Source organism: Candidatus Nardonella dryophthoridicola, from assembly GCF_017656055.1.
Lineage (GTDB): Bacteria > Pseudomonadota > Gammaproteobacteria > Enterobacterales > Enterobacteriaceae > Nardonella > Nardonella dryophthoridicola.
The window spans coordinates 45421-71878 of the sequence record NZ_CP069383.1; the positions used below are offsets into that span (position 1 = coordinate 45421).

A 26458-nucleotide genomic window follows, 5' to 3' on the forward strand; every position below is an offset into this window, starting at 1 on the left:
ATGAATATAAAAAATATATTAAAAAATTATATAAATATAAATAATATACCAGATATATATATATCTGGTATTTCTTATGATTTAGATAATATAAAATATGGAAATGCATTTTTTTTAATTAATAATTATAAAAATAGTAAAATTAATAATTTAATAGATAAATTAATTTCTAAAGGAGTTTTTATTATAATAAAAGAAGCTACAAATTATATTAATAATGGTATTTTCTTTTTTAAGAATAATATTTTAATATTATTAATATATGATTTAAAGAAAAAAATATCTAAAATATCTATAGAATATTATAAAAAAAAAAATAAAAATACTAATTATAATTTAATAGGTATTACAGGAACAAATGGAAAAACTACGATATCTTTTTTTATATGTCAATTAATAAAATTATTAAATAAAAAACCTTATATAGTTAGTACATTAGGTAATGGTAATATTGATAACTTATATAAAACAGAATATACTACAGATTTACCTTTTAAATTTTTTAAAAATTTATATTCATCTATAGATGAATATTATGATTTTATAATATCAGAAATAACATCACATTCTTTAGATCAATATAGAATAAATGGTGCTAATTTTAATATATGTATATTTACTAATATTAGTCATGATCATTTAGATTATCATAAAAATATTTTTAATTATAAAATTAGTAAATTAAAGTTATTTAATGATTATTATTCAAAATATAATATAGTAAATTACGATGATAATTTAGGTAAAGAAATATATAATAATTTTAAAGAAAAGACATTTATAGTAACTACAAAAAATATAAGTGATTTTGAAATAAATAAATTTAAATTTTGGTTAAAATTAATTTATGTAATTAAAAAAAAAAAATTTAATATAATAAAAATTTCTAGTAACTTTGGAAATGGATATTTTAAAACTAACATTTATCAAAATTTTAATATAAAGAATATATTAATATCAATATCATGTTTATTATTATTAGGTTTTAATATTTTTGATATATTAAATGTTATTAATTATTTAAAATTACCATTAGGAAGATTTAATACAATAAAAAAAAATAATTTTAATATAATAATAGATTATGCTCATACTCCAGAATCTATATATAAATTATTATTTGAAATAAAAAAAAAATATAGATTAAAAAAAATATGTTCTATTTTTGGTTTTGGTGGAAATAGAGATAGTTATAAAAGAATTATAATATATAATATAATATTAAAATTTTCTGATTATTTTATATTAACTTCAGATAATTCTAGAAATGAAAGATTTAAAAATATAATAAATTTCGTAAAAAAAAATAATAAAATAAAAATAATATATAATAGAGAATCAGCTATAAAATATTCGTTAAATAAATATAAAAATTCAGTAATAGTAATTATAGGTAAAGGACATGAAAATTATCAAATATTATATAATAATAAAAAAATATTTCATTCTGATTTATATATTGTAAAAAAATATATTAATAATGATTAAAATAAAATTAAAAGAAATATCTGATATATTAAATGGTAAATTAATATGTAAAAAAAAAGATTATAATAAATACATATTAAATATATCAATAAATTCTAAAGATATTAAAAATAAATGTTTATTTATAGCTTATAAAGGTAAAAATTTTGATTCTTATATATTTTTAGATGAAGCAATAAATAACAAAGTAGTAGCTATTATTATTGATAAACTATATTTTAAAAAATATATACCACAAATTTTAGTTAATAATGTTAATGATTCATTAATGAAATTATCAATATGGATAAAAAATAAAATAAATCCATTTATAGTAGCTATAACTGGATCTTCTGGTAAAACAACTATTAAAGAATTAGTTTCTTTTGTATTAATTAAAAATAAATATAATGTTATTTATACTTATAAAAATAATAATAATTATATAGGTGTTTTATTAACATTATTTAGATTAAAATATAATACTAAATATTTAATATTAGAAATAGGAGCAAGTAGAAAATATGAAATTTTTAATATAGTAAATTTAATAAATCCTAATTTAATTTTGATAAATAATTTATATATCTCTCATATTAAATATTTTAAAAATTTTAATAATATATGTAGTTCTAAAGGTGAAATATTTTATAGTAATTATAAAAATTTAAAAATTATATTAAATTATGATAATAATGATTGGAATAATTGGAAATTTTTAAATGTTAATAAAAATAAATTTCCAATATTTTATAGTTTAAATAAATGTAGTAATAATTCTGATTTTTATATAAATAATTTATTTTATAATAATTTTTATACTTTTAATATAATTACTCCTATCGGTAAAAAATATATAAAATTAAATAAAAAAATATTATTTGGAAATATTCCATATATATATAATTTAATAGCATCTGTTTCTATATTAATAAATTTAGGTTTAAAATTAAATGAAATAAATTATGTAAATAAATTTAATGGTGTAAATGGTAGATTATTTCCATATTTTATTAAAAAAAAAAATATTATATTAATAGATGATAGTTATAATGCTAATATAAAGTCTACGATAAATTCAATTAATATTTTAAATAATTTTAATAAAGAATATTTTAAGATATTAATAATAGGTAATATTAATGAATTAGGAATTAAAGAAGTATTTTATCACAAATTTATAGGTTTATATATAAATAAATTTTTAAAAATAGATTATATATTATCTATAGGTAATTTGACTAAAAATATATTAAATTATAATAAAAATAATTCTATATATTTAGATAGTATTAATAAAATATTATACAAGTTAATTAGTATAATAAAAAAAACTGATAAAAAAAAAAAAGTTATATTAGTAAAAGGATCTAGATCAAATAAACTAGAAAATATTGTAAATAAAATATTAAATAAATATGAATATTATAAATAAAATATATATTATATTTATTTCATTTATATTAAATTTTATATTAAATAAATTATTAATATTTATATTTAGTAAATATAATATATTTCAAAACATAAGATATGAAGGTCCTAAAAGTCATTTTAAAAAAAAATATACACCTACAATGTCTGGTATTAATATTTTTATAATGATTTTTTTTCATTATTATTTTTTTTTAAAAAAAAATAATATTTATTTAAATACTATAATATTATTATATTTTTTAAATTTTTTAATAGGTTTTTTAGATGATATTTTAAAAATAGTAAAAAAAAATTCTAATATAATAAAATTAAAACATAAGATTATTTTACAATTCTTAATATATAATATAATTATATTTTTTAATAAAAAAATATTATATAAAAATATAATAAATATTCCATTTTTAAATATAAAATTTTATACTAATAAAATAATAAATTATTTTTTTTATTTTATTATTATAAATGGATTTTGTAATTCTGTTAATATAACAGATGGATTAGATGGTTTAGTTTCATTTCCTTTAATATTAATATATATAATACTAATTTTAATTTTATATTTAAGTATTTATAATAATAGTTTTAGTTTAATTCATAAATTATTTTTTATTGATTTAATAAGTATTTTTATGAATATAATTGGATGTTTATTATCATTTTTATGGTTTAATTCATATCCAGCAAATATATTTTTAGGTGATGTAGGATCATTACCATTAGGTTCCATAATAGGTTTTTCATTTATAATTTTAAATAAAGAATTATTATCAATAGTACCTTGTTTCTTATTATTTATAGAATCAATGTCTACTATTATACAAATTTTTACATATAATTTTTTTAATAAATTTAGATTTTTTTTAATGGCTCCTATACATCATCATTATGAATTAAAAAATATTCATGAAAATAAAATAGTAGTTAGATTTTGGATATTATCAATTCTTTTATTTTTATTATCTTTAATTTTAATAATTTAAAATAATTTAAAAATATGTTTAAAAATTCTAAGAATATAACTTTAATAGGTATAGGTTTAAGCAATTTATTTTGCTTAAAATATTTAAATATTATAAATAAAAAATTTAATATAAATATAATAGATAAAAATGAAAATCCTAAATTTTTATCAAATACTACTAGTATAGTAAATGAAATATATAAAAAAAATATAAAATTATATTTTGGTAATAAAAATACTAAGCTTATAAATAATATTATTTATAATTCAGATTATGTAATAATTAGTCCATCTATAAATAAAAATAATTATAATGTTAATACTTTAAAAGTAATAAATGATTTTGATATATTTTTTAGTTTAATTAAAGATTTTAAAAAAATAATTTTAGTTACAGGTACTAATGGTAAAAGTACAATAGTTTATATTATATATAAAATATTGATAAATTGTAAATTTAAAGTTTTTATTGGAGGAAATATAGGAGTTCCTATATTATATTCTTTATATAAAAAATATGATTACTATATAATAGAATTATCTAGTTTTCAAATAGAAAATATAAGTTTTAAATATAAAAATTTAATTTCTATTATATCTAATATAGATTTTGATCATTTAGATAGACATATAAATTTTGAAATATATAAAGATATAAAATTAAAAATATTCGATAGTAGTTTATATTGTTTATTTAACATAAAAAATTTAAAATATATAAAAAAAAAAATAGATAAAAAATATATAACTTTTGGTTTTAAAAATAGTTTTTATAATATAAAAAAAATAGATAATAATTTTTATTTATATAAAAATGATAAATTAATAATTAATTGTAATAAATTAAAAATAATAGGTATAAATAATTATATAAATATATTATCAGCTATAGCAGCAACTGATATTTTGAATGTTAATAAAAAAATTCAGATAGATACAATAAAAAAAATTAAAAATTTAAAATATAGATATAATGTAAGAAAAATAAACAATAATATATGGATAAATGATTCTAAATCTACAAATTTACATAGTACTATATCAGCTATAAATAATACTAAAAATATATTTAAGTTTAATAATATACATTTAATATTAGGTGGAGATAGAAAAAATATTAATTTTGTAAAAATATTGAAATATTTAAATAAAAATTTTATAGTATATTGTTTTGGAAAAGATAGATTTTATATAAATAATATAATTAAAAATTCATATATTTTTTATAAACTTGAAATGTTATTTTATTTTTTAATAAATAAAATAAAATGTAATGATATAATTTTATTTTCACCTGGATGTTCCAGTTTAGATCAATATTTAAATTTTATGCATAGAGGATATTCATTTAATTCATTAATTGAAAGTTATTTTTTCAATGATAAATAAAAATATTATTATAATAACAGGTGGTAGTTTAGGACATATAATACCAGGAATAATTATAGGTAATTTATTAATAAAAAAAAAATATAATATATATTGGATATTAAATAATAAAGAAGAAAAAATATATATAAAAAAATATAACACTAATATAAATGTTATAATTATAAAATTATTTAAAAAAAAAAAAAAAAATATATTTTTTATATTAAACTTTTTTGTATATATTTTTTTTATAATATCTTATATATTAAAATGTTTATATATTTTATTTAATATAAAACCTATATTTATTTTGTGTTTAGGAAATATGTCTATATTTCTATGTATATTATCATGGATTATTAATATTCCAATAATAATACATGAACAAAATTCTATATTAGGAAGATCTAATTATATAGTAAATTTTATATCTAAAAAAACTATAAAATCAATAAGATATAATTATTATTATGATAATAATTTTATTATAATAAAAAATCCTATTAGAGAAGAATTTAATAATTATAAATATAATAATAAAAATTATAATAGTAATATTTTAAAAATATTAATTTTGGGAGGCAGTAAAGGATCTAAATTTATAAATTTTAATATTTTAAAGTTTATTTCTTTAATAAAAAATAATAATTTATTAATATGGCATCAAATAGGAAATGAATATATTGATGTAATTATTAATGAATATAAAAAATATAATTTATTAAATAGTTTATATAAAATTGATAATTTGATATATAATATTAGTTATGCTTATTATTGGACTGATTTTGTAATATCTAGATGTGGTGCTATGTCAATAAGTGAAATAATTTATACTAAAACACCTTCTATTTTAATACCTTTAGAAACTAAAGATAATCATCAATATTATAATACATTTTTTTTGAGAAAAAATAATTTTTCAAAAGTTGTTATAGAAAAGGATTTAAATTTTAATTCTAAATTAGAATATTATATTAAATTATTTAGTAATAAAAAGTACTTATTATTTATTAATAAAGAAATGAAAAAAAAAATAAAATATAATATTAAAAAAATAAATAAAAAATTTTTAATTGAATTAAATAATGAGTTTAAATATTAACAAAATTAAAAATATACATTTTATAGGAATAGGAGGTTTATTTATTAGTTCAATACCATTTTTCTTTTTAAATATAAATAAAAATATTAATATTACTGGTTCTGATATTGGTAATAATGAAATAATAAAATATTTAAAAAAAAATAATATAAAGGTTTATAATAAACATGATTCAAGTAATATAAATAATAATATTGATTTTATTATTTATTCAAACTCTATAAAAAATAATAATCCTGAAATTTTAAAAGCTAAAAAATTAAATATACCGATATATAATAAAAAGTATATTATAAAATATATATCTAATTTTTATAAAAATGTTATATCAATAAGTGGTTCTCATGGAAAAACTACAATATCTTGCATAATTGTATATATATTAAATAATTTAAATATAAATTTTAGTTATATTATAGGTGGTTTTTTATTAAATGAAAAAAAAAATTTTAATTTTTGTAATGATAAAAATATTATTGTATTAGAATCTGATGAAAGTGATTTAACATTTGAAAATGTAAAATGTAAATATTTTGTGTTAAATAATATAGATAATGATCATATTAATAATTATAAAAATAATATTAATAATATTATAAATAGTTTTATAAAATATATAAATTGTAATAATAAAATGTTAACTTTTTTAAATTTAGATGATTTTTTAATAAAAAAAATAATAAATAAAATTAGTAATAAATTTATTACTTATGGATTTAATAAAAAATCAGATTTTATAATTTATGATTATAAAATTAACTATAATAATAATATATTTACTATTTTAAATAAAATAGATAATTGTTATTATAACATATTTGTAAGTAATTGTTTTGGTAAATTTAATTCTATAAATATTACAGCAGTAATATCTTTATTATATTTTATAAAAAAAAATATAGTATTTATTTCTATGTATGAAGCTATATTAAATTTAAAAAAATTTTGTGGAATAAAAAGAAGATTTGAAATATTAAATAATTTATTTTTTATTGATAAATTAAATAATAAAATAAATAATATTTTATTAATTACAGATTATGGTCACCATCCAAAAGAAATATATAACATTATATATAATGTTAAATTAATATATAATAAGAAAATAATAATGATTTTTCAACCACATAGATATAGTAGAACTTATTTATTATTTAACAATTTTATAAAAGTATTATTAAATGTAAATATATTGATAATATTGGATATATATCCAGCATTTGAAAAAAATATATATAATATAAGTAGTTATAATATATATTATATTTTAAAAAAAATAAATAAAAATAAAGTTTTTTATGTTAAAAATAATAATATAAATAATATCATATATATAATAAAAAAAAATATTAATAGTAATAACTATATTATAATAGTTCAAGGAGCTGGTTCTATAAGTAATTATATTAGTAATTTATTTAAAAAAAATGAATGATATAATTTCAACTATAAATATTGACGATGATAAAATTATTATTACTATAAGTAATAAAAAATATAATAATATTAATATATTAAGTTTAGGTATAAAAAAGCATAATAATATTTTTAATAAAAATATTATTAATAATAATATAATATTTAAAAAAATAAATGAATCTATATTACAATCTAGTATTTTATATAAATATAATTTTGAAAATATATATTTAATGATATCTAATTTAAATATAAAATTATATAATATGTTTATAGATGAAAATATAGATAATAAAATTATAGATAATAATTTATTAATAAATATTATAAAAAATAATATATATTATATAAATATAATTAAATATAATTTTATATTACATATTTTACCAAGTAGTTATATTATTGATAATATATGTATATCTAATCCTATTGGTTTATATGGAAAAAAAATTAAAATAAGTTTAATTTTTATATATTGTAATAAAATTTATGTTAAAAATATATTAAAATTTATAAACAAAAAAATAAGATATAATATTAAAAAAATAATATATATTGGATTATCATCATTTTATTCATTAATAAGTAAAAAAGATATTCTTGATAATTTTATATTTATAGATATAAAATTATATAATACTCATGTTTTTATATATTATAAAGGTTTTATAAAAAATATAAAAATATTAGAAATTGGAGAAGAATATATATATAATTATATATCATTATTTTTTAATTTAAATTTTACTAAATCAAAATTTTTAGTAAATAAAATTATAAAAAATTATATATATAATAATAAAGAAAAAAATATATATATAAATATTTATAATAAAAAATTAAATTTGTATAAATTTTTTTTATTAATAAAAAAAAAATATATTGAATTATTATATAGTATAAATAATAAAATAAATAATAAAAATAAAATAAATAAAAATAATAATATTATTATAAATAATATTATAATAAATAGTAATTTAATAAAAATAAAAAGTATTTTTAATGATATAAAAAAAAAATTTAAAAATAAAAATATAAAAATAAATTTATTAGATTATAATAATATAATTGGTTTAAAAAATATTTTAGAAAAAGAAAAATTATATTCAATTATTGGTTTATTAAAATATATAAATAATTTATATTAAAATTATATTAATTTTTAAAAAAAAAAGAATATGTTTTTTATAAATAAAATAATTAATATATTAAATTTAAATAATTATAATAATAATTATTATTTAAAAAATAAATTTAATAATATTTTAAATTCAATTAATTTATATGATAAAAAAATAATAAATTTTGATAATAAAGAATTAAAAAATAAAACTATAGAATTTAAAAAAAGAATTAGAAGTGGAGAAAATTTAGATACTATAATAGTTGAAGCATTTTCAGTTGTAAAAGAAGCAGTTAGAAGAATATATGGTATAAAATATTATGATGTACAAATTTTAGGTGGTCTTGCATTAAATTATGGATGTGTAATAGAAATGTCAACTGGTGAAGGTAAAACTTTAACATCAGTATTACCTGCATATTTAAATTCATTAACAGGAGATGGAGTTCATATAGTTACTATAAATGAATATTTAGCTAAAAGAGATTTTAATAGTAATAAAAAAATATTTAATTTTTTAGGTTTAAGTGTGGGATTAAATATATCAAATATAAATACATTTGAAAAGATTAAAGAATATAATAATGATATTGTTTATGGTACAAATAATGAATTTTGTTTTGATTATTTAAAAGATAATTTAGTTTTAAATATTAAAAATAAAGTGCAAAATAAATTAAATTATGTAATTATAGATGAAATAGATTCTATATTAATAGATGAATCTATAACTCCATTAATAATTTCAGGCAAAAGTATAGATGATTCCACAATATATAAAAATATAAATAAATTTATATATTTGTTTGATATAAATAATACATTAAATAATAAGTTTTATAAAATAGATTTTTTAAATAAAAATATATATTATACAAGTTTAGGTTATAATTTAATAGAAGATATAATATTTAATTTAAAATTAATAAATAATAAAAAAAAACTTTATTATAAAAATAATATAATTTTTATAAAATATGTAACATCTTTAATAAAATCTTACTTATTTTTTAAAAAGAATATAGATTATATAATAAAAAATAATAAAATTATATTAATAGATCAAAATACAGGTAGATTATGTAAAAATAAAAGAATATCAGATGGTATACATCAAGCTATAGAAGCAAAAGAAAATGTAAAAATATTAGAAGAAAATATAAATATAGCTTCAATAACATTTCAAAATTATTTTAAATTATATAAAAAAATATCAGGTATGACTGGAACAGCATATACAGAGAAAGAAGAATTTAAATATATATATGGATTAAATACTATTAAAATTCCTTCAAATAAACCATTAATAAGAAAAGATTTAAATGATATATTTTTTATAAATGAAGAATCTAAAATTAAATATATAATAAATGATATAAAAAAATGTATTAAAAAAAATAGACCTGTATTAATAGGAACTATTTCTATAGAAAAATCAGAACTAATATCTTTATATTTAAAAAAAAATAATATACCTCACAATTTATTAAATGCCAAAAATTATGAAATAGAAGCAAAAATAATATCTAAGGTTGGAAAACCAGGTAATGTAACAATAGCAACTAATATTGCTGGAAGAGGTACTGATATAATATTAGGAGGAGATTATAATCTATTTAATAGAAATATATGGATTAAAAATAATAATATTGTTAAAAAATCAGGAGGTTTATATATAATAGGTACAGAAAGATTTGATTCAAGAAGAATTGATAATCAATTAATAGGTAGATCTGGCAGACAAGGTGATCCAGGATCATCAAGATTTTATTTATCATTAGAAGATAAATTATTTAGTAAAATTATAAATAATAATATAAAAAACATTATTAATAATATTAAAGATAATAAAAAATTTTTTATAAAAAATAAATTTATATCAAAAATGATATATAATATACAAAAAAGTATAGAAAAGAAAAATTTTCAATTAAGAAAACAAATTTTAATATATGATAATATTTTTGATATACAAAGAAATATAATATATAAAATAAGAAATTATATATTATGTAATTGTATATATAATATGTATAAAAAATTTAAATTATTTTTTATATTAAAAATTTTAAAAAAATATATCAATAAAAAATCATATAATATAGATAAATTATTAATTTTTATTAAAAAAAAATTTAATATAAATATAAAAAGAAAGTATAAATATGTATTATATAAAAATAATATATTTAGTATAAAATATATAATTTTTATAATAAATAAAAAATTTAATAAATTTGAAAAAAAAATAAATTATAGAACTTTAATTATAATAATAAGAAATAATTTATTAAAAATATTAGATTTAATATGGATAAATCATATAAATAATATAAATAATTTACAACAAAATATTTATTTAAAAATTTATGCTAATAAAGATCCTTATCAAGAATATATATTAAATTCTTTTTTATTATTTAATAAAATGATAAATAAATGGAAATATAAAAGTATATTTAAAATATTTAATATAATTAAAAATATATAATTTTTTTTATTGCATTTTAAAATTAAAAATGCAATAAAAAAAAATTACATAATATTATTCATATTATTCATATTAGGATTTTGTGTATCAAAATTTTTATCTTCTTCTTTTTTAATTTCTGTAATCATACATTCAGTTGTTATCATTAATCCAGCTACTGATGCTGCATATTGTAATGCTGATCTAGTAACTTTTGTAGGATCTAATATACCCATTTTTATCATATCCCCATATTCTTCTGTAAAAGCATTATATCCAAAATTACCATCACTTAATTTTATTTTATTTAATATTATTGATGGTTCTTCACCGGCATTAGAAACAATTTGACGTAATGGAGATTCCATAGATTTTATTGCAACTTTAATACCAACATTTTGATCTTCATTATCACCTTTTAAATTTAATAAGTTTTTAGAAACTCTTACTAAAGCAACACCTCCTCCAGCTACTACTCCTTCTTCTACAGCTGCTCTTGTAGCATTTAATGCATCTTCCACTCTAGATTTTTTCTCTTTCATTTCCACTTCTGTTGCTGCCCCAACTCTTATTAATGCAACACCACCTGATAATTTAGCTATACGTTCTTGTAATTTTTCTTTATCATACTCTGAATCTGTTTGTTCCTTTTCCTTATTTATTTGATTTATACGTTGATTAATACATTTTTTATCTCCATATCCATCTATTATTGTTGTATTATCTTTATCTACTATTATTTTTCTAGCATTACCAAGATCTTTTAATGTAGTTTTACTTATATCTAATCCTATTTCTTCAGAAATTAATATACCTCCTGTTAAAATAGCAATATCTTGTAACATTGATTTTCTTCTATCACCAAATCCTGGAGCTTTAACAGCAACTGCTCTAAATATTCCTCTCATATTATTAACTACTAATGTTGCTAATGCTTCACCTTCTATATCTTCTGCTATTATTAATATAGGTTTATTTGATTTTGTTATATTTTCTAAAATTGGTAATAATTCTCTTATACTTGTTATTTTTTTATCTATTAATAATATGTAAGGATTATCAAATTCAACAATATTAAAATCTGGTTTATTTATAAAATAAGGTGATAAATAACCTCTATCAAATTGCATACCTTCTACTATTTCTAATTCATCATTTAATCCTGATCCTTCTTCTACAGTTATAACTCCTTCTTTACCTACTTTTTCCATAGCATCAGCTATTAATTTACCTATATTTTCATCTGAATTAGCTGATATTGTTCCAACTTGTATTATTGATTTATAATCTGAACAAGATACTGATATTCTTTTTAATTCATTTATAGCATAATTAACTGCTTTATCTATACCTCTTTTAATATCCATAGGATTCATTCCTGCTGCTATTGCCTTTAATCCTTCATTTATTATAGATTGTGCTAATAATGTAGCTGTAGTTGTACCATCACCTGCCATATCATTAACTTTAGAAGCAACTTCTTTTACCATTTGTGCTCCCATATTTTCAAATTTATCTTCTAATTCTATTTCTCTTGCAACAGATACACCATCTTTTGTAATTAATGGAGATCCAAAAGATTTATCTAAAACAACATTTCTACCTTTTGGTCCTAATGTAACTTTTACAGCATTAGCTAAAATATTTACTCCATTTAACATTTTTATGCGTGCATCGTTACCAAATTTAACTTCTTTTGATGTCATTTTTTTTTCCTCCTATAAATTTTTTATTTAAGATAATTTTATTCCTTTATTATAGCTAAAATATCACTTTCAGATAGTATTAAAAATTCTTCATTATTTATTTTTTCTACTTTTATTCCATAATTATCATTAAATATTACTATATCCCCGACTTTAACTTCTATAGGTTTAATATTTCCATTTTCCATGTATTTACCTTTTCCTATTGCTATAACTTCACCTCTATTTGATTTTTCATATGAATTTGTTAATACTATTCCACCTGGTGATTTAGGTTCTATATTAATTTTTTTTAATACTACTTTATCATTTAATGGATATATATTCATAATTGTATTGAAAAATATTGTAATTAATTTTATATTAATAAATATAATATTATTATTTATTAACTTCAAGTATTAATAAAAAAAATATTTTATATAAATATTTTATATTATTATATTAAATTTTTAAATATTTAAAATATTATTTTAATTAAATTTAGCCTGAATAGCTCAGTTGGTAGAGCAATGGACTGAAGATCCATGTGTCGTTGGTTCGATTCCAACTTCAGGCATAATATTAATTTTATGAAAAAAATATCTTTTTTACTTAATAAACCAAATAATTTTAATAATTATATATTTTACTCAATAGAATCAGAACAATCAGTTATAGGTGGATTATTAATAGATAATTCTAAAATTAGTGATATTATAGAAATAATAAATAGTAAAGATTTTTTTTTGGATAATCATAAAATAATATTTAGTGAATTAGAAAATTTATTTAATATTAATAAACCTATTGATATAATAACTCTATCTGAATATTTAAATAATAAAAATAAACTTAATGTAATTGGTGGATATTCTTATTTATTAAAATTAATAAAAAATATTCCTAGTGTTTCTAATATATTACATTATGCTAATATTATAAAAGAAAAATCAATAATAAGAAAAATAATATCTTCTTCTAATGATATATATAACATGTGTTTATATCCTAACGGAAAAAATTTAGATGATATAATTGATTGTATAGAATCTAAATTATTTGAATTAATAGAAAGTAAAAATTTAGTTTATAATAAACCTAAGAATATAGAACTCTTTTTAAAAAATATATTTGAAAAAATATTAAAAAATAAAAATAATAATAATAATTTAATTGGATTACCAAGTGGTTTTTATGATTTAGACAAAAAAACATTAGGTTTTCAAAATTCTGATTTAATAATAATTGCGGCAAGACCTTCTATGGGTAAAACAACTTTTGCCTTAAATATATGTGAAAACATATCTTTATTTAATAAAAAACCAATATTAATATTTAGTTTAGAAATGTCATTAGAACAAATTTTAATAAAAATAATATCTTCTTTATGTAAGATAGATCAATATAAAATAAAAACTGGAAATTTATCTAATTTTGATATAAAAAATATAAATAATACTATAAAAATATTATTAAAAAATAAAAATATATATATAGATGATTCTTCATATATTACAACTTATGAATTAAGATCAAAAGCTAGAAAATTATTTAGAGAAAATAATGGATTAAGTTTAATTATGATAGATTATTTACAACTTATTAAAGTTCCTTATTTATTAAATAATAGAACTATGGAGATTACTGAAATATCTAGATCTTTAAAATCTTTAGCTAAAGAATTAAATATACCAATTATAGCCATTTCTCAATTAAATAGAAGTTTAGAATTAAGATCAGATAAAAGACCAATAAATTCTGATTTAAGAGAATCAGGTTCAATTGAACAAGATGCAGATTTAATAATATTTATATATAGAGATGAAGTTTATAATATTAATAATAATAAAGGTATAACTGAAATAATATTAGGAAAACATAGAAATGGACCATTAGGATCTATTAAATTATTATTTAATAATAAATTTTCTAGATTTGAAAATTATATAGAAAGAAATGTTAAATAAAAAAATTTTAATAATAGATACAATACCTCATATATATAAACTATATTATGGATTAATATTAAAGAATAAAATAAATATAAATTATGCAATAAATATAATAATTAAAAAAATAATGAATAGTATAAATAATATTAATTATATAATATTTGTTTTTGATAACCATAATATTAATTATAGAAAAATAATTTTTAAAAAATATAAAATAAATAGAAAAAAATGTTCTACAAATTTTATATATTTAATAAATTTATTTAAAAAAAAATTATATTTAAAAAATATAAATGTTATTTCAATACCCAATATAGAAGCTGATGATATAATAGGTACAATATCTAAACATTGTGAAAGAAATAATTTTAAAATATTTATAAGTGCATATGATAAAGATATATATCAATTAATAAATGATAATATAAAAGTTATAGATATATATAATAAAGTAATAATTGATGATAATTTTATATTTAATAAATATAAAATAAAATCTAAATTTATGATAGATTATATTTCATTAATTGGAGATATATCTGATAATATTAAAGGTGTATTTGGAATAGGTAAAAAAATATCTAGTATATTAATAAATGAAATAGGAGATATAAATTCAATATATAAAAATATAAAAAAAATATATAATATTAATAAAATAAATAACTCTAATTTTGTAATAAATAATTTAATAAAATATAAAAATAATGTAATTAAAGCATATAATCTTATAAAAATAAATACTGATATATTTACAGGATATAAAATATCTGATTTTAAATTAAAATAATTTTAATTTCAATAAAAAATATAATGTATAATAATTTTCAATTAGTAATATTACTATCTAAAATATCAAAAAATATTCATATTAATAATGAAAATATATTTAATAATAATAAAAGTGTAGAAAAAGTAACTATAAAAGCATTAAAAATTAAAAATAAATATATAAATTTTAATAATTATAATGAAATTATTATTAAATAATAAAAATAATAAAAAAATATATAATTTTGAAAAAGATATAAATGATAAAATATTATATATATATAATAAATATAATATAAATAATTTTTTAATATCATTTAGTGGAGGATTAGATTCAAAATTTTTATTAAAATTATTTATTAATATAAAATATAAATTAAATAATAATATTTTTATAAAAGCTATACATATAAATCATAATGTAAATTATAAATCAAAAATATGGGAAAAAGAATGTATAGATTTTTGTAATAAAAATAATATATTAATATATGTAGATAATATATATATAAAAAATAGAAATAATTTAGAAAATAATTTGAGAATATTAAGATATAATAAAATAAAAAAATATATAAATAAAAATGAATTTTTAATAACAGGTCATCATAAAAATGATAAAATAGAAAGTTTTTTTTTATTTTTAAAAAGAGGTAGTTTTATTGGTTTAAGTAGTATAAAAGAAATACGTAAAGTATTTGGAATTAAAATATTTAGTCCATTATTAATGTATACAAAAAAAAATATAATTTTTTTTTCAAAAATATTAAATATAAAAAAATTTATTATAGATAATAGTAATTTTAATTTGTATTATGATAGAAATTTTATAAGATATAAATTAATTAAATTATTAGTTAATAAATGGCCAAATATAATTTATAAAATATGTAAAACAATTGATATTTTTTCAGATAATTTGTATTTTATAAAATATTTAATAAAAAAAAATTTTAAAAATAGATTATTACTTAATAATAAATATATATTATTAAATAATATATTTTATATAAAATCATCTTTTTATTTAAAAATGATTATTTTAAAATGGTTAAAAATATTAAATTTAAAATATACTTTTAATTTTATAATAAATATTTATAATATTTTAATAAAAAATTCTAGTTCTACTATTATAAAAAATAAAATATTTTTTATATATAAAGATATATTTTATTATACTAATAAATACAATAAGTTTTTTCTAAAAAAGTATGAAATAATAATAAATTATAAGAATTTAAATAAAATTATAGATATAGATAATAAAATAAAATTACCTTATAATATAGGTTTTTTAAAATTTTATAAATTTAGAAAAAAAGAATATAATTTAAATTTTTTTAAAATAATAAATTTTAATAAAAATGATTTATTAAAAGTAAAATTTGATATAAATATAAAAAAAAAATATTTTTTTATTAAAAATAATAAAAAAAAAAAAATTTCTATTAAAGAAATATATAAAATTTTAAATATACCATTATATATAAGAAATAAAATACCATTTATATTTATTAATAATAGATTATTATATATGTTAAATTATTTTTATAATAAAAATTACAATAAAAATAAAAATTTACATAATATAATATATGTATATTATAAATTAAATATTAATGATTTTTAATTGGAGTTAAGCGGAGTCGAACCGCTACATTTTGATTGCAAATCAAATATTCTACCTTTAAATTATAACCCCCTCTTTAGGTTTGAGTGGATTTGAACCACTGACCTCACCCTTATCAGGGGTGTGCTCTACCAGTCTAAGCTACAAACCTATAAATATATTTATAAAAAATTATACTATATTTATTTTAAAAAGTAAAAAAAAATGAAAACTAAAAATTATAATTTATTTACAAATAAAAATTTAAATAAGAATGATTTAGTAATTAATTTAATGATAAAAGCTGGATTTATATCTAAAATTGATTCTGGATTATATATTTATTTGCCTAATGGATATATTTTATTAAGTAAAATAAAAAAAATAATAAGAGATGAAATGAATAAAATAAATTTTTATGAATTTTATATTCCTATATTACAACCTGATTTTATATTAAAAAATAAAATTAATTATTTTAATCAATTTATAAAAACTAATATAAAAAATAAAAATTATATATTAAGTCCTACTAATGAAGAAGAATTTATATATATTTTTTCTAATATAATAAAATCTAAAAAAAAATTTCCTATTAAATTATTTCAAATAAATAATAAGTTTAGAAATGAAGTTAGAAATCATAATATTTTAAGATCATATGAATTTATAATGAAAGATGCTTATTCTTTACATAAAAATTATAAATGTTTAGATGAAACTTATTTAAATGTATACAAATCATATATAAATATACTAAATAGTCTTAAAATAAAATTTTTTATAACAAAACAAAAATATGATAATTATATAAATAGTAATTTTTCACATGAATTTTATTCATTATCTTATAATAATAATAAAAATTATAATCTAAACAATAATGATATAGAATATATAAATTTTGATATTAATAAATATAATAATTCTTTTATAGAAATAGCTCATATTTTTAAAATAGGTGAAAAAAAATTATTTTTTAAAGTAAATGAAAATTTATATATAAATTCTTATGGTATAGGTATATCTAGAATTTTTTATACATTAATAGAACAAAATATTATTAATAATAAATTAATATTACCATATTCTATATCAATATTTATTGTATCAATAATAATAATAAATTTTAATAATTTAAAAATTTATAAGTTTTCTAATTTTTTATATAAAAAATTAAATGAAAATAATATTAAAGTTTTATTAAATAATAAAAAATGTAGTTATGGAGAATCAATAAATAATTCTGAATTATTAGGAATACCTATAATATTAATATTAAGTGAAAATAATTTAAAAAAAAATAATATTGAAATTAAATTAAGAATTAAAAATGAAGTACATATTATTAATATTAAAAAAATTTTAGATTTTATTATAAATGAAATAAAATCTAATTTTTATTAATAAATAAATTATATAATTTATTATTATTTTGTATTAATTTAAATAATATTATAGATAATTTATTTATATTATTATCAGTAAAACATAATAATTTTTTTATAATATTATTATAATAATTTATATTTTTTTCATATTCTAATTTTAAATATTGATTTTTTATATCATCTGTAATTTTATTAAATATTATTTCTATCATTATTTTATTATTAGGATAATTTATTTTATTTATATTATTGAATTTTTTATTAATTATTTTTAAAAATTTTATATTTTTTATAAAAATTATTGATTTTCCAGATCTTCCTGCTCTACCAGTTCTTCCTATTCTATGTATATATGTTTCTAAATTATTTGGTGAATCATAGTTTATAACTAAATTAATATTATCTATATCTATACCTCTTGATGCTATATCTGTAGCTACTAATATATCAATTTTTGATTTTTTAAATAATTCTATAGTTCTTTCTCTTATTTTTTGTATTAAATCTCCATTTAAATAACTAGTATTATAACCTAAATTTTTTAAATAATTAGACAATTCTATTGTAGATATTTTTCTATTTACAAATATTATTATAGATCCTAAATTTTTATTTATTTCTATCATTTTTGTAAGTATTAAATTCTTATTATTATCATTATTTATTATACAATATTCTTGTTTTATATTAGGTTTTATATCAAATTTATTTTCTACAGTTATTTTTTTATATTTTTTTATTATTTTATCTATTATATTAGTATATATATAGTTAGGCATTGTAGCTGAAAATAATATTATTTGATATTTATTTTTTATATTACTTAATATAAATTTTATATCATTTATAAAACCCATTTTTAACATTTCATCAGATTCATCTATAACAACAATAGATATATTATTTATATTTAAATTTTTTTTTTTTATGTGATCTATTATTCTTCCTGGAGTACCAATTATTATTTGAGGATTTTTTTTTAATATTTCTAATTGATTTGTATATCCAACTCCACCATATAAATTAGCTATTTTAATTTTATTTATATCATTAATAAATATTTTAAAAACTTTTTCAACTTGTAAAGATAATTCTCTAGTTGGTTCTAATATAATTATATTTATATTTTTATTATATAAAATTTCAAGTATAGGTAAAACAAAAGATAAAGTTTTTCCACTACCGGTATTTGCTATTCCAACTATATTTATATTATTTAATATTTCTGGTATACATTTTATTTGTACTGGAAATGGTTTATAGTTTAAATTATTTATTTTATCAATTAAAAATTTATTATTTATTCCTAAATCATTAAAAGATAAATTATTATTATTTTTCATTTTTTAATATATTAAATATAATTTTTTTATTATTGTTTATATTAATAATTTTAACTTTTACTTCTTCATTTATATTAAAATTATTGTTTTTTATGTTATAATTTACAAAAAATTGTTTATTTATTTTTTTTATATATAAAATAATTCCTTTATTATTTTTTTTTATTATTTTACCAAAATATATATCTCCTATTTTTGGTATAAATAATAAATTATTTATTTTTTCTAAAGTTAAATTTAATTTTTCCTTATTATTTGACAATATTTTTATTGTTCCATCATTATCAATATCTATTTCAGAATTTGTTTCATTTATTATTTTTTTTATTACATTACCGCCTTTGCCAATTATATTTTTTATATAATTAACATCAATTTTTATTATTTTAAATATAGGTAAATTTTTTGATATTTTATTAGGCTTAGATATCTTATAATTCATTTTTTCTAATATATTCTTAATAGATTTTTTGGCTTCAAAAAATACATTTCTAATTAAATCTACATTTATATTATTACATATTTTTACATCCATTTGTAAAGCACTTATATAATTACAATTACCAGATATTTTCATATCCATATCTCCATAATTATCTTCTTCACCTGTTATATCTGACAATATTATATATTCATTATTATCTATAAATATTAATCCCATAGCAACTCCAGCAATATGTTCTTTGGATATTCCTAAATTCATAAGAGCTAAAGAAGCTCCACAAACAGATGCCATAGATGAAGATCCATCTGATTCAAATATTTCTGATACCAATCTTATAGTATATGGAAAATTATTACTTTCTGGTATTATAGGAAAAATAGAATTGTATGCTAATTTTCCATGTCCTATTTCTCTTCTTTTAGGAAAGCTTAAAAAACCAATTTCTCCAAAACAATAATTTAAAAAATTATAATGAAAAATAAAATTTTTATTTTTTAAAGAAATATTTTTATTATCATTACCTAATGTTATAGTAATTAATGATTGAGTATTTTCTTTAATAAATAAACATGAACTATGTGTTTTAGGTAATATATTAAATATTACATTTATATCTCTTATTTCATTATATTTTCTATTATCTAATCTTATAGAATTTTTATATATAAAATATCTAAATTTTTCTTTTATATTTTTATTTAAGTACTTTAGAATATCATCTTCATTATAATTTGAAGACAAAATATTATTTATATCTAATAATAATTTTTTTTTTATATTATTTATTTCTAATATTCTATTATTTTTATTTTTTATATTAAATAAATTATTAATTTTCTTATTTGTTAAATTATATACAATATTTTTTAAATAAAAATCTTTATATATGTTACTAATATTATATTTTTTTTTATTTATATTATTATTCTTATAATATTTATATACAAATTCTTTTATATTATATATTATTAATTTAGAATTATTTATAGAAAAATCTATAGAATCTAATATTATGTTATAATCAATTAGATTTGATTTAGATTCTATCATAGTTATAGAGTTTTCATTACCTGATATTATAATATTTAAATCATTTTTTTCATATAAACTTATATTTGGATTTATTATAAATTTATTATTTTTATCAATAGATAATCTAATACAAAATATAGGATCAAAATTATTTATTAAAATACTTAATGCTGAAGAAACTCCTATTATAGATATAATATCAGGATTAACATCCTCTTCCATTGATAAAGCAATAACAGTTATATATAATTCATTATTATAATTAGTTATATTTGTTAATGAAGGTCTTATAGATCTATCTATTAATCTAGATATTAATATTTCATTTTCATTTTGTCTTATTTCTCTATTTAATGCATTATTAGGAAATTTTCCTAATGAATATGATCTTTCATAATAATTAACTGTTAATGGAAAAAAATCATTATTTTTTTTTTTTTCTATTTCTAATATAGAAATTATAACTTTTGTATCATTTATACTTATAAAAACAGAAGATGAAGAATTCCTACATATTAATCCTGTTTCTATTTTTATTTTTTTATTATTATAATTAAATTCATGTATTATTTTTTTATTTATCAAAATTAATCCTCTTATTTTTTTGTTTAATATAAAAATTATACTTTTTTATTTTTTTTAATATATTTCAAAATTTTTTTTTTTTTAGATATTAATAATATAAAACCTCTTTTACTATGTAAATCTTTTTTATTTTTTAAAAAATGTATTTTTAACTTTTCTATTTTATTATTTATATTATCAAAATATTTTTTTAAAAAAATATTGTTTTTTATCATAATATTTTTTTTATTTATTTTTAAAAAATTTTAATTATATTTTAATAAATTATTTTTTAATAATTTATATATATTATAACCTTTATCTATAGAATCATCATATATAAAAATATATTTAGAAGGAAATTTTTTCAATTTTATATTTTTATATATATTTTTTTTTATAAAATTAATAGTTTTATTTAAAATATTAATTTTTTTATATATATTTTTTGAATTAATATTTTCATTATAAGGTAATAAAAAATATATTTTTATTAATTCAAAATTTTTAGTTATTTTAACATCTATAATAGATATATTTTTTATTCTAATATCATTTATATATTTTTTAAAAATTATAGATATTTTATATTTAAATTCATTAGAAATTTTATCTATAAAATAATTTTTCATCTTTTTTAATATGATTTTAATATGTCATTTATTTTAATATCATTAAAATTATTTATAATAATTCCAAATTCATTATTATTTTTAACTTCTTTAACAACGTTATTCAATATTTTCATAGATTTTATTTTACCATTAAAAATTTCTTTATTTTCTCTAAATATTGATATATTATCATTAATATTTATTATTCCTTTATTAAGTTTACAACCAGCTATTTTATAATTAGAATAATTAAAAATATTTTTTATTATAGAATTACTTTTAAATATTTTATTTAAATCTGTTTTGTTTATATCTGTATTTTTTTTATTTATTATTTTTTTTATATCATTTATTAAATCATAAATTATAGTATAATTATTAAATATTAATTTGTTATTTTTTATAATTTTATTTATTTTACTATCAATTTTAATATTAAAACCTATTATTATTGAATTTGATAATAAAGCTTTATTAACATCATTAATATTAATATTACCTATATTATAATAAACAATATTTATATTTTTATCTATATTTTTTAATATTTTTAATATAACTTCGCAACTTCCTGTTACATCAGTCTTTAATATTATATTAATTTTATTTAAATTTTTATTAAAATTAATATTATTTATTATATTATTCTCAATTATTTTTTTTTTTTTATAATTATTAAATTTAATATTTTTAATTAAATTTTTATTATTATATGAATATATAATATTTCCAAATCTATGTATTTTATTTAAACCAGTTATTTCTATAGGCATAGATGGTATAGAAATATTTAAATTTTCATTCATACTAAATATAGATTTTATTTTTTTATTTTTTTCTAAATTAGTAGATATATAGTTTCCTACTTTAAATATACCTTTTTTAATTATTAAAACTGTTTTTAATCCTTCATTTTTATTTATATAAGATTCTATAATTATTCCTTTAGAAATTGTATTATTATTTATTTCATTAAAATTAAATATATTTTTTGTATATTTTAAAATAACAGTAATTATATTATTTATTCCTATATTATTTTTAGATGAAGTATATATAAAATCATATTTTCCTCCCCATTCTTTAGATACTATATTATATTTTGATAATTCGTTTATTATTTTGTTTTTATCATAATTTTTATCTATTTTATTAATTACTATAATACATGGTATATTACTATTTAATTTTATATAATTTATACATTCTATTGTTTGTTTATTTACGCAGTCATCTACTGAAACAACTAATATAATAATATCTGTTATTTTAATACTTAAATTTCTAATTTTATAAAAATCTTCATGCCCAGGAGTATCTATAAAAGTTAATATTTCATCTTTTAACATTATATAAGAATATTTTATATGTTGAGTTATATTTCTTGATTCCATATAAGTATTATTTATTATTCTGTTTAATATAGATGTTTTTCCATGATTTACATGACCTAATATAGTAATAATAGAATTTTTTATATTTGAATTTTTAGATATTTGTATATCTTTGAATTTATTTTTATACATTTCTTAAAATTAATGTTTTTTTTTTGAAGAATAAGATAGAAACTTATGAAAATTGCGGAAGTTGGACTCGAACCAACGACCTTCGGGTTATGAGCCCGATGAGCTACCTACTGCTCTACTCCGCTATAAAAATTATAATATAATAAATTTATTATAAAATCAATATAAACATATTATTTTTAAATAAATTATATAATAATATAATAATATTATAACTTACTAAAAAAAATACATAATATAAAAAATAATAATATTAATAATATTATAAACTTATTTATTTTTATTTTATTATTATATATGTATTCATATTTATTTAAATTACTAAAATTATTATTAAATATAAATTCATAAAAAAAAATATATTTTAACAAAATAAATAATATTAAATAAATAATTTTGATTAACATCTTATAAAAATTTTCTATTGATTATATCATTAATTTGTTCAAAATACAGAGTTTCATATTTTAATAATAAATTTTTCATATTATGTAATAAATCTATATTTTTTAATAAAATTTTTTTTGATCTTATTATATTTCTATTTATTATATCAAAAATTTCATTATTTATTAAATCTAATATTCTATTAGAAAATAATATTTTTCTATTCCACATGTCATTTTCATTAAAAATTATAGGAGATAATTTATCAGAATAACCCCATTTTAATATCATATTTTTTGCTATATTTGTAGCTGTTTTGATATCATTAAAACATCCAGTAGATACTTTTTCACTTCCATATATTATTTCTTCTGCTATTCTACCAGCATATAAAATAGATATTTTATTTTCTAATATTTCTTTATTTAGATTTAATAAATTTTCATCTTCTATGCACATAGTATATCCTAATGAATTACCTCTAGGTATTATTGTAACTTTATTTATATGTTGATTTGAAATTATTTTACCTACTATTACATGTCCAGATTCATGATATGCTACTGATTCTTTTTGATTTATATTAGTAAATAAATTTTTTTTTTCTATGCCTAATAATATTCTGTCTATAGATATATCAAAATCTTTCATTGAAATAATATTTCTATTATTTTTAACAGCATTTAATATTGATTCATTTACTAAATTAAATAAATCAGCTCCAGAAAATCCATATGTTGTTTTAGCTATTTCTTTTATATTTACATCTTTTGATATATTAGTTTTTTTTATATATATTTTTAATATATCTTCTCTACCTTTTAAATTTGGTAAATCTATTATTATTTTTCTATCAAATCTACCTGATCTTAATAAAGCCTTATCTAATATTTCAGGTCTATTTGTTGCAGCTATTACTATAACAGATTCATTTTCTGTAAAACCATCCATTTCAACAAGCATTTGATTTAATGTTTGCTCTCTCTCATCATGACTTCCTCCTAAACCTATACCTCTTTGTCTTCCTATAGAATCTATTTCATCTATAAAAATTATTGATGGAGAATTTTTTTTTGCTTTATCAAAAATTTCTCTTACTCTTAAAGCACCAACTCCAACAAACATTTCTACAAATTCAGAACCAGATATATTATAAAATGGTACATTAGATTCTCCAGCTATTGCTTTAGCTAATAATGTTTTACCGGTTCCAGGTTCTCCTATTAATAAAATACCTTTTGGAATTTTACCTCCTAATTTTTTATATTTATCAGGATTTTTTAAGAAATTAACTATTTCTTTTATTTCTTCTTTAGCTTCATCACATCCAGCTATATTACAAAATTTTGTTTTTATATTATTTTTTACATTATTTTTACCTAAAAATAAATTTTTAATATTTATTTTTTTTATTAAAATTAACCAAATAATTAAAAATATTAATATTGGAATTACATACATTAAGTAATAAATAATATAATTACTATTTAATATATAATTTTTATTTAGTATATCAACTTTATTTTTTAATAATATTTCAGTTAATTCTTTACATATATTTGGTATATATGTTATATATTTTTTGTTATTTTTATTTAATATAAATATTTTATTTCCTTCTAAATATATTTTTTTTATATAATTATTATTTAATAATTTTATAAAATTGTTATAACTTATTGTTTTATTAAAAAAAATATATTTTATATTACTTAAAAATGTTATAAAATATACAGAAACTAAAATAAATAGAATAAAATTTTTAATCATT

General features: G+C 14.3%; 22 protein-coding genes and 4 tRNA genes. 14 read left to right on the top strand and 12 right to left on the bottom strand.

Annotated elements, in window-relative coordinates:
• Genes murE through secA form a run of 8 tightly spaced genes read left to right on the top strand, consistent with a single transcriptional unit; the run spans position 1 to position 11380 of the window.
• The gene (gene murE, locus JRY34_RS00225; RefSeq protein WP_208967098.1) at positions 1-1488 is read left to right on the top strand and encodes a UDP-N-acetylmuramyl-tripeptide synthetase; all 1488 of its coding nucleotides are present in this window, start codon (positions 1-3) and stop codon (positions 1486-1488) included.
• Positions 1481-2902: a UDP-N-acetylmuramoyl-tripeptide--D-alanyl-D-alanine ligase gene (locus tag JRY34_RS00230; RefSeq protein ID WP_208967099.1), complete on the top strand. Its 1422-nt coding sequence runs from the start codon at positions 1481-1483 to the stop codon at positions 2900-2902. The genes murE and JRY34_RS00230 overlap by 8 nt, the downstream gene beginning before the upstream one ends.
• Positions 2886-3887 (top strand): phospho-N-acetylmuramoyl-pentapeptide-transferase, encoded by a 1002-nt coding sequence (mraY, locus tag JRY34_RS00235; RefSeq protein WP_208967100.1) that lies wholly within the window; start codon positions 2886-2888, stop codon positions 3885-3887. Before JRY34_RS00230 ends, mraY begins: the two co-directional genes overlap by 17 nt.
• Before the next feature lie 14 nt (positions 3888-3901).
• Complete coding sequence (gene murD, locus JRY34_RS00240; protein WP_208967101.1) at positions 3902-5257, top strand: UDP-N-acetylmuramoyl-L-alanine--D-glutamate ligase; 1356 nt, start codon at positions 3902-3904, stop codon at positions 5255-5257.
• Positions 5247-6344, top strand: coding sequence for a UDP-N-acetylglucosamine--N-acetylmuramyl-(pentapeptide) pyrophosphoryl-undecaprenol N-acetylglucosamine transferase (locus tag JRY34_RS00245; protein ID WP_208967102.1), 1098 nt, complete (start codon positions 5247-5249; stop codon positions 6342-6344). The genes murD and JRY34_RS00245 overlap by 11 nt, the downstream gene beginning before the upstream one ends.
• Entirely contained in the window at positions 6328-7779 is a 1452-nt protein-coding gene (locus JRY34_RS00250) for a Mur ligase domain-containing protein (protein ID WP_148708331.1), read from the top strand. Before JRY34_RS00245 ends, JRY34_RS00250 begins: the two co-directional genes overlap by 17 nt.
• The gene (locus JRY34_RS00255; protein WP_208967103.1) at positions 7772-8914 is read left to right on the top strand and encodes a cell division protein FtsA; all 1143 of its coding nucleotides are present in this window, start codon (positions 7772-7774) and stop codon (positions 8912-8914) included. The genes JRY34_RS00250 and JRY34_RS00255 overlap by 8 nt, the downstream gene beginning before the upstream one ends.
• Before the next feature lie 30 nt (positions 8915-8944).
• Positions 8945-11380 carry a preprotein translocase subunit SecA gene (secA, locus tag JRY34_RS00260; protein ID WP_208967104.1) on the top strand — a complete coding sequence of 812 codons (2436 nt, stop codon included), beginning with the start codon at positions 8945-8947 and terminating at the stop codon, positions 11378-11380.
• A gap of 44 nt (positions 11381-11424) precedes the next feature.
• Here the strand turns inward: secA and groL are convergent, their stop codons facing one another.
• Entirely contained in the window at positions 11425-13065 is a 1641-nt protein-coding gene (gene groL / locus JRY34_RS00265) for a chaperonin GroEL (protein ID WP_208967105.1), read from the bottom strand.
• A gap of 38 nt (positions 13066-13103) precedes the next feature.
• Positions 13104-13394, bottom strand: coding sequence for a co-chaperone GroES (locus tag JRY34_RS00270; RefSeq protein WP_148708335.1), 291 nt, complete (start codon positions 13392-13394; stop codon positions 13104-13106).
• A 157-nt stretch (positions 13395-13551) separates the two neighbouring features.
• Here JRY34_RS00270 and JRY34_RS00275 point away from each other — a divergent pair.
• From JRY34_RS00275 to tilS, 5 genes are all read left to right on the top strand, one after another.
• Positions 13552-13624, top strand: a tRNA-Phe gene (locus tag JRY34_RS00275).
• A 13-nt stretch (positions 13625-13637) separates the two neighbouring features.
• Positions 13638-15014, top strand: a complete 1377-nt coding sequence (dnaB, locus tag JRY34_RS00280; RefSeq protein ID WP_148708336.1) for a replicative DNA helicase — start codon at positions 13638-13640, stop codon at positions 15012-15014.
• On the top strand, positions 15004-15792 hold the full coding sequence (locus tag JRY34_RS00285) for a 5'-3' exonuclease (RefSeq protein WP_208967106.1): 789 nt from the start codon (positions 15004-15006) through the stop codon (positions 15790-15792). Before dnaB ends, JRY34_RS00285 begins: the two co-directional genes overlap by 11 nt.
• Before the next feature lie 23 nt (positions 15793-15815).
• Positions 15816-15992: a hypothetical protein gene (locus tag JRY34_RS00290; RefSeq protein ID WP_208967107.1), complete on the top strand. Its 177-nt coding sequence runs from the start codon at positions 15816-15818 to the stop codon at positions 15990-15992.
• On the top strand, positions 15973-17406 hold the full coding sequence (tilS, locus tag JRY34_RS00295) for a tRNA lysidine(34) synthetase TilS (protein WP_208967108.1): 1434 nt from the start codon (positions 15973-15975) through the stop codon (positions 17404-17406). The genes JRY34_RS00290 and tilS overlap by 20 nt, the downstream gene beginning before the upstream one ends.
• A gap of 1 nt (position 17407) precedes the next feature.
• Here tilS and JRY34_RS00300 read toward each other — a convergent pair.
• A tRNA-Ala gene (locus JRY34_RS00300) sits at positions 17408-17478 on the bottom strand.
• Positions 17479-17483: 5 nt separating this feature from the next.
• Positions 17484-17557: transfer RNA gene (locus JRY34_RS00305), tRNA-Ile, on the bottom strand.
• Between the two features lie 53 nt (positions 17558-17610).
• Here JRY34_RS00305 and JRY34_RS00310 point away from each other — a divergent pair.
• On the top strand, positions 17611-18792 hold the full coding sequence (locus JRY34_RS00310; RefSeq protein ID WP_148708339.1) for an aminoacyl--tRNA ligase-related protein: 1182 nt from the start codon (positions 17611-17613) through the stop codon (positions 18790-18792).
• Here the strand turns inward: JRY34_RS00310 and JRY34_RS00315 are convergent.
• The 8 genes from JRY34_RS00315 to ftsH all read right to left on the bottom strand — a co-directional run bounded on the left by JRY34_RS00315 (position 18779) and on the right by ftsH (position 26457).
• Positions 18779-20119, bottom strand: a complete 1341-nt coding sequence (locus JRY34_RS00315; protein ID WP_148708340.1) for a DEAD/DEAH box helicase — start codon at positions 20117-20119, stop codon at positions 18779-18781. The two genes, JRY34_RS00310 and JRY34_RS00315, sit on opposite strands and share 14 nt — an antisense overlap.
• Positions 20109-22181, bottom strand: coding sequence for a polyribonucleotide nucleotidyltransferase (gene pnp, locus JRY34_RS00320; protein WP_172597153.1), 2073 nt, complete (start codon positions 22179-22181; stop codon positions 20109-20111). Before pnp ends, JRY34_RS00315 begins: the two co-directional genes overlap by 11 nt.
• A gap of 35 nt (positions 22182-22216) precedes the next feature.
• Entirely contained in the window at positions 22217-22396 is a 180-nt protein-coding gene (locus JRY34_RS00325; RefSeq protein ID WP_148708342.1) for a 30S ribosomal protein S15, read from the bottom strand.
• Between the two features lie 30 nt (positions 22397-22426).
• The gene (locus JRY34_RS00330; protein ID WP_148708343.1) at positions 22427-22792 is read right to left on the bottom strand and encodes a ribosome-binding factor A; all 366 of its coding nucleotides are present in this window, start codon (positions 22790-22792) and stop codon (positions 22427-22429) included.
• Positions 22793-22797: 5 nt separating this feature from the next.
• Positions 22798-24300: a GTP-binding protein gene (locus JRY34_RS00335; RefSeq protein WP_208967109.1), complete on the bottom strand. Its 1503-nt coding sequence runs from the start codon at positions 24298-24300 to the stop codon at positions 22798-22800.
• Between the two features lie 52 nt (positions 24301-24352).
• Positions 24353-24425: transfer RNA gene (locus JRY34_RS00340), tRNA-Met, on the bottom strand.
• Between the two features lie 84 nt (positions 24426-24509).
• Positions 24510-24707 carry a hypothetical protein gene (locus JRY34_RS00345; RefSeq protein ID WP_148708345.1) on the bottom strand — a complete coding sequence of 66 codons (198 nt, stop codon included), beginning with the start codon at positions 24705-24707 and terminating at the stop codon, positions 24510-24512.
• Between the two features lies 1 nt (position 24708).
• Positions 24709-26457 carry an ATP-dependent zinc metalloprotease FtsH gene (gene ftsH, locus JRY34_RS00350; RefSeq protein WP_208967110.1) on the bottom strand — a complete coding sequence of 583 codons (1749 nt, stop codon included), beginning with the start codon at positions 26455-26457 and terminating at the stop codon, positions 24709-24711.
• Between the last annotated feature and the right edge of the window lies 1 nt (position 26458).

Bases quoted from the DNA above. Each gene is read 5' to 3' on its own strand.
- murD (WP_208967101.1), top strand. From the start codon at position 3,902: ATGTTTAAAAATTCTAAGAATATAACTTTAATAGGTATAGGTTTAAGC.
- JRY34_RS00325 (WP_148708342.1), bottom strand. From the start codon at position 22,396: ATGATAAAAAACAATATTTTTTTAAAAAAATATTTTGATAATATAAAT.
- murE (WP_208967098.1), top strand. From the start codon at position 1: ATGAATATAAAAAATATATTAAAAAATTATATAAATATAAATAATATA.
- JRY34_RS00335 (WP_208967109.1), bottom strand. From the start codon at position 24,300: ATGTATAAAAATAAATTCAAAGATATACAAATATCTAAAAATTCAAAT.
- JRY34_RS00245 (WP_208967102.1), top strand. From the start codon at position 5,247: ATGATAAATAAAAATATTATTATAATAACAGGTGGTAGTTTAGGACAT.
- JRY34_RS00315 (WP_148708340.1), bottom strand. From the start codon at position 20,119: ATGAAAAATAATAATAATTTATCTTTTAATGATTTAGGAATAAATAAT.
- JRY34_RS00290 (WP_208967107.1), top strand. From the start codon at position 15,816: ATGTATAATAATTTTCAATTAGTAATATTACTATCTAAAATATCAAAA.
- secA (WP_208967104.1), top strand. From the start codon at position 8,945: ATGTTTTTTATAAATAAAATAATTAATATATTAAATTTAAATAATTAT.
- JRY34_RS00310 (WP_148708339.1), top strand. From the start codon at position 17,611: ATGAAAACTAAAAATTATAATTTATTTACAAATAAAAATTTAAATAAG.
- dnaB (WP_148708336.1), top strand. From the start codon at position 13,638: ATGAAAAAAATATCTTTTTTACTTAATAAACCAAATAATTTTAATAAT.
- JRY34_RS00255 (WP_208967103.1), top strand. From the start codon at position 7,772: ATGAATGATATAATTTCAACTATAAATATTGACGATGATAAAATTATT.
- JRY34_RS00250 (WP_148708331.1), top strand. From the start codon at position 6,328: ATGAGTTTAAATATTAACAAAATTAAAAATATACATTTTATAGGAATA.
- ftsH (WP_208967110.1), bottom strand. From the start codon at position 26,457: ATGATTAAAAATTTTATTCTATTTATTTTAGTTTCTGTATATTTTATA.
- JRY34_RS00285 (WP_208967106.1), top strand. From the start codon at position 15,004: ATGTTAAATAAAAAAATTTTAATAATAGATACAATACCTCATATATAT.
- tilS (WP_208967108.1), top strand. From the start codon at position 15,973: ATGAAATTATTATTAAATAATAAAAATAATAAAAAAATATATAATTTT.
- JRY34_RS00230 (WP_208967099.1), top strand. From the start codon at position 1,481: ATGATTAAAATAAAATTAAAAGAAATATCTGATATATTAAATGGTAAA.
- JRY34_RS00330 (WP_148708343.1), bottom strand. From the start codon at position 22,792: ATGAAAAATTATTTTATAGATAAAATTTCTAATGAATTTAAATATAAA.
- mraY (WP_208967100.1), top strand. From the start codon at position 2,886: ATGAATATTATAAATAAAATATATATTATATTTATTTCATTTATATTA.
- groL (WP_208967105.1), bottom strand. From the start codon at position 13,065: ATGACATCAAAAGAAGTTAAATTTGGTAACGATGCACGCATAAAAATG.
- JRY34_RS00345 (WP_148708345.1), bottom strand. From the start codon at position 24,707: ATGTTAATCAAAATTATTTATTTAATATTATTTATTTTGTTAAAATAT.
- JRY34_RS00270 (WP_148708335.1), bottom strand. From the start codon at position 13,394: ATGAATATATATCCATTAAATGATAAAGTAGTATTAAAAAAAATTAAT.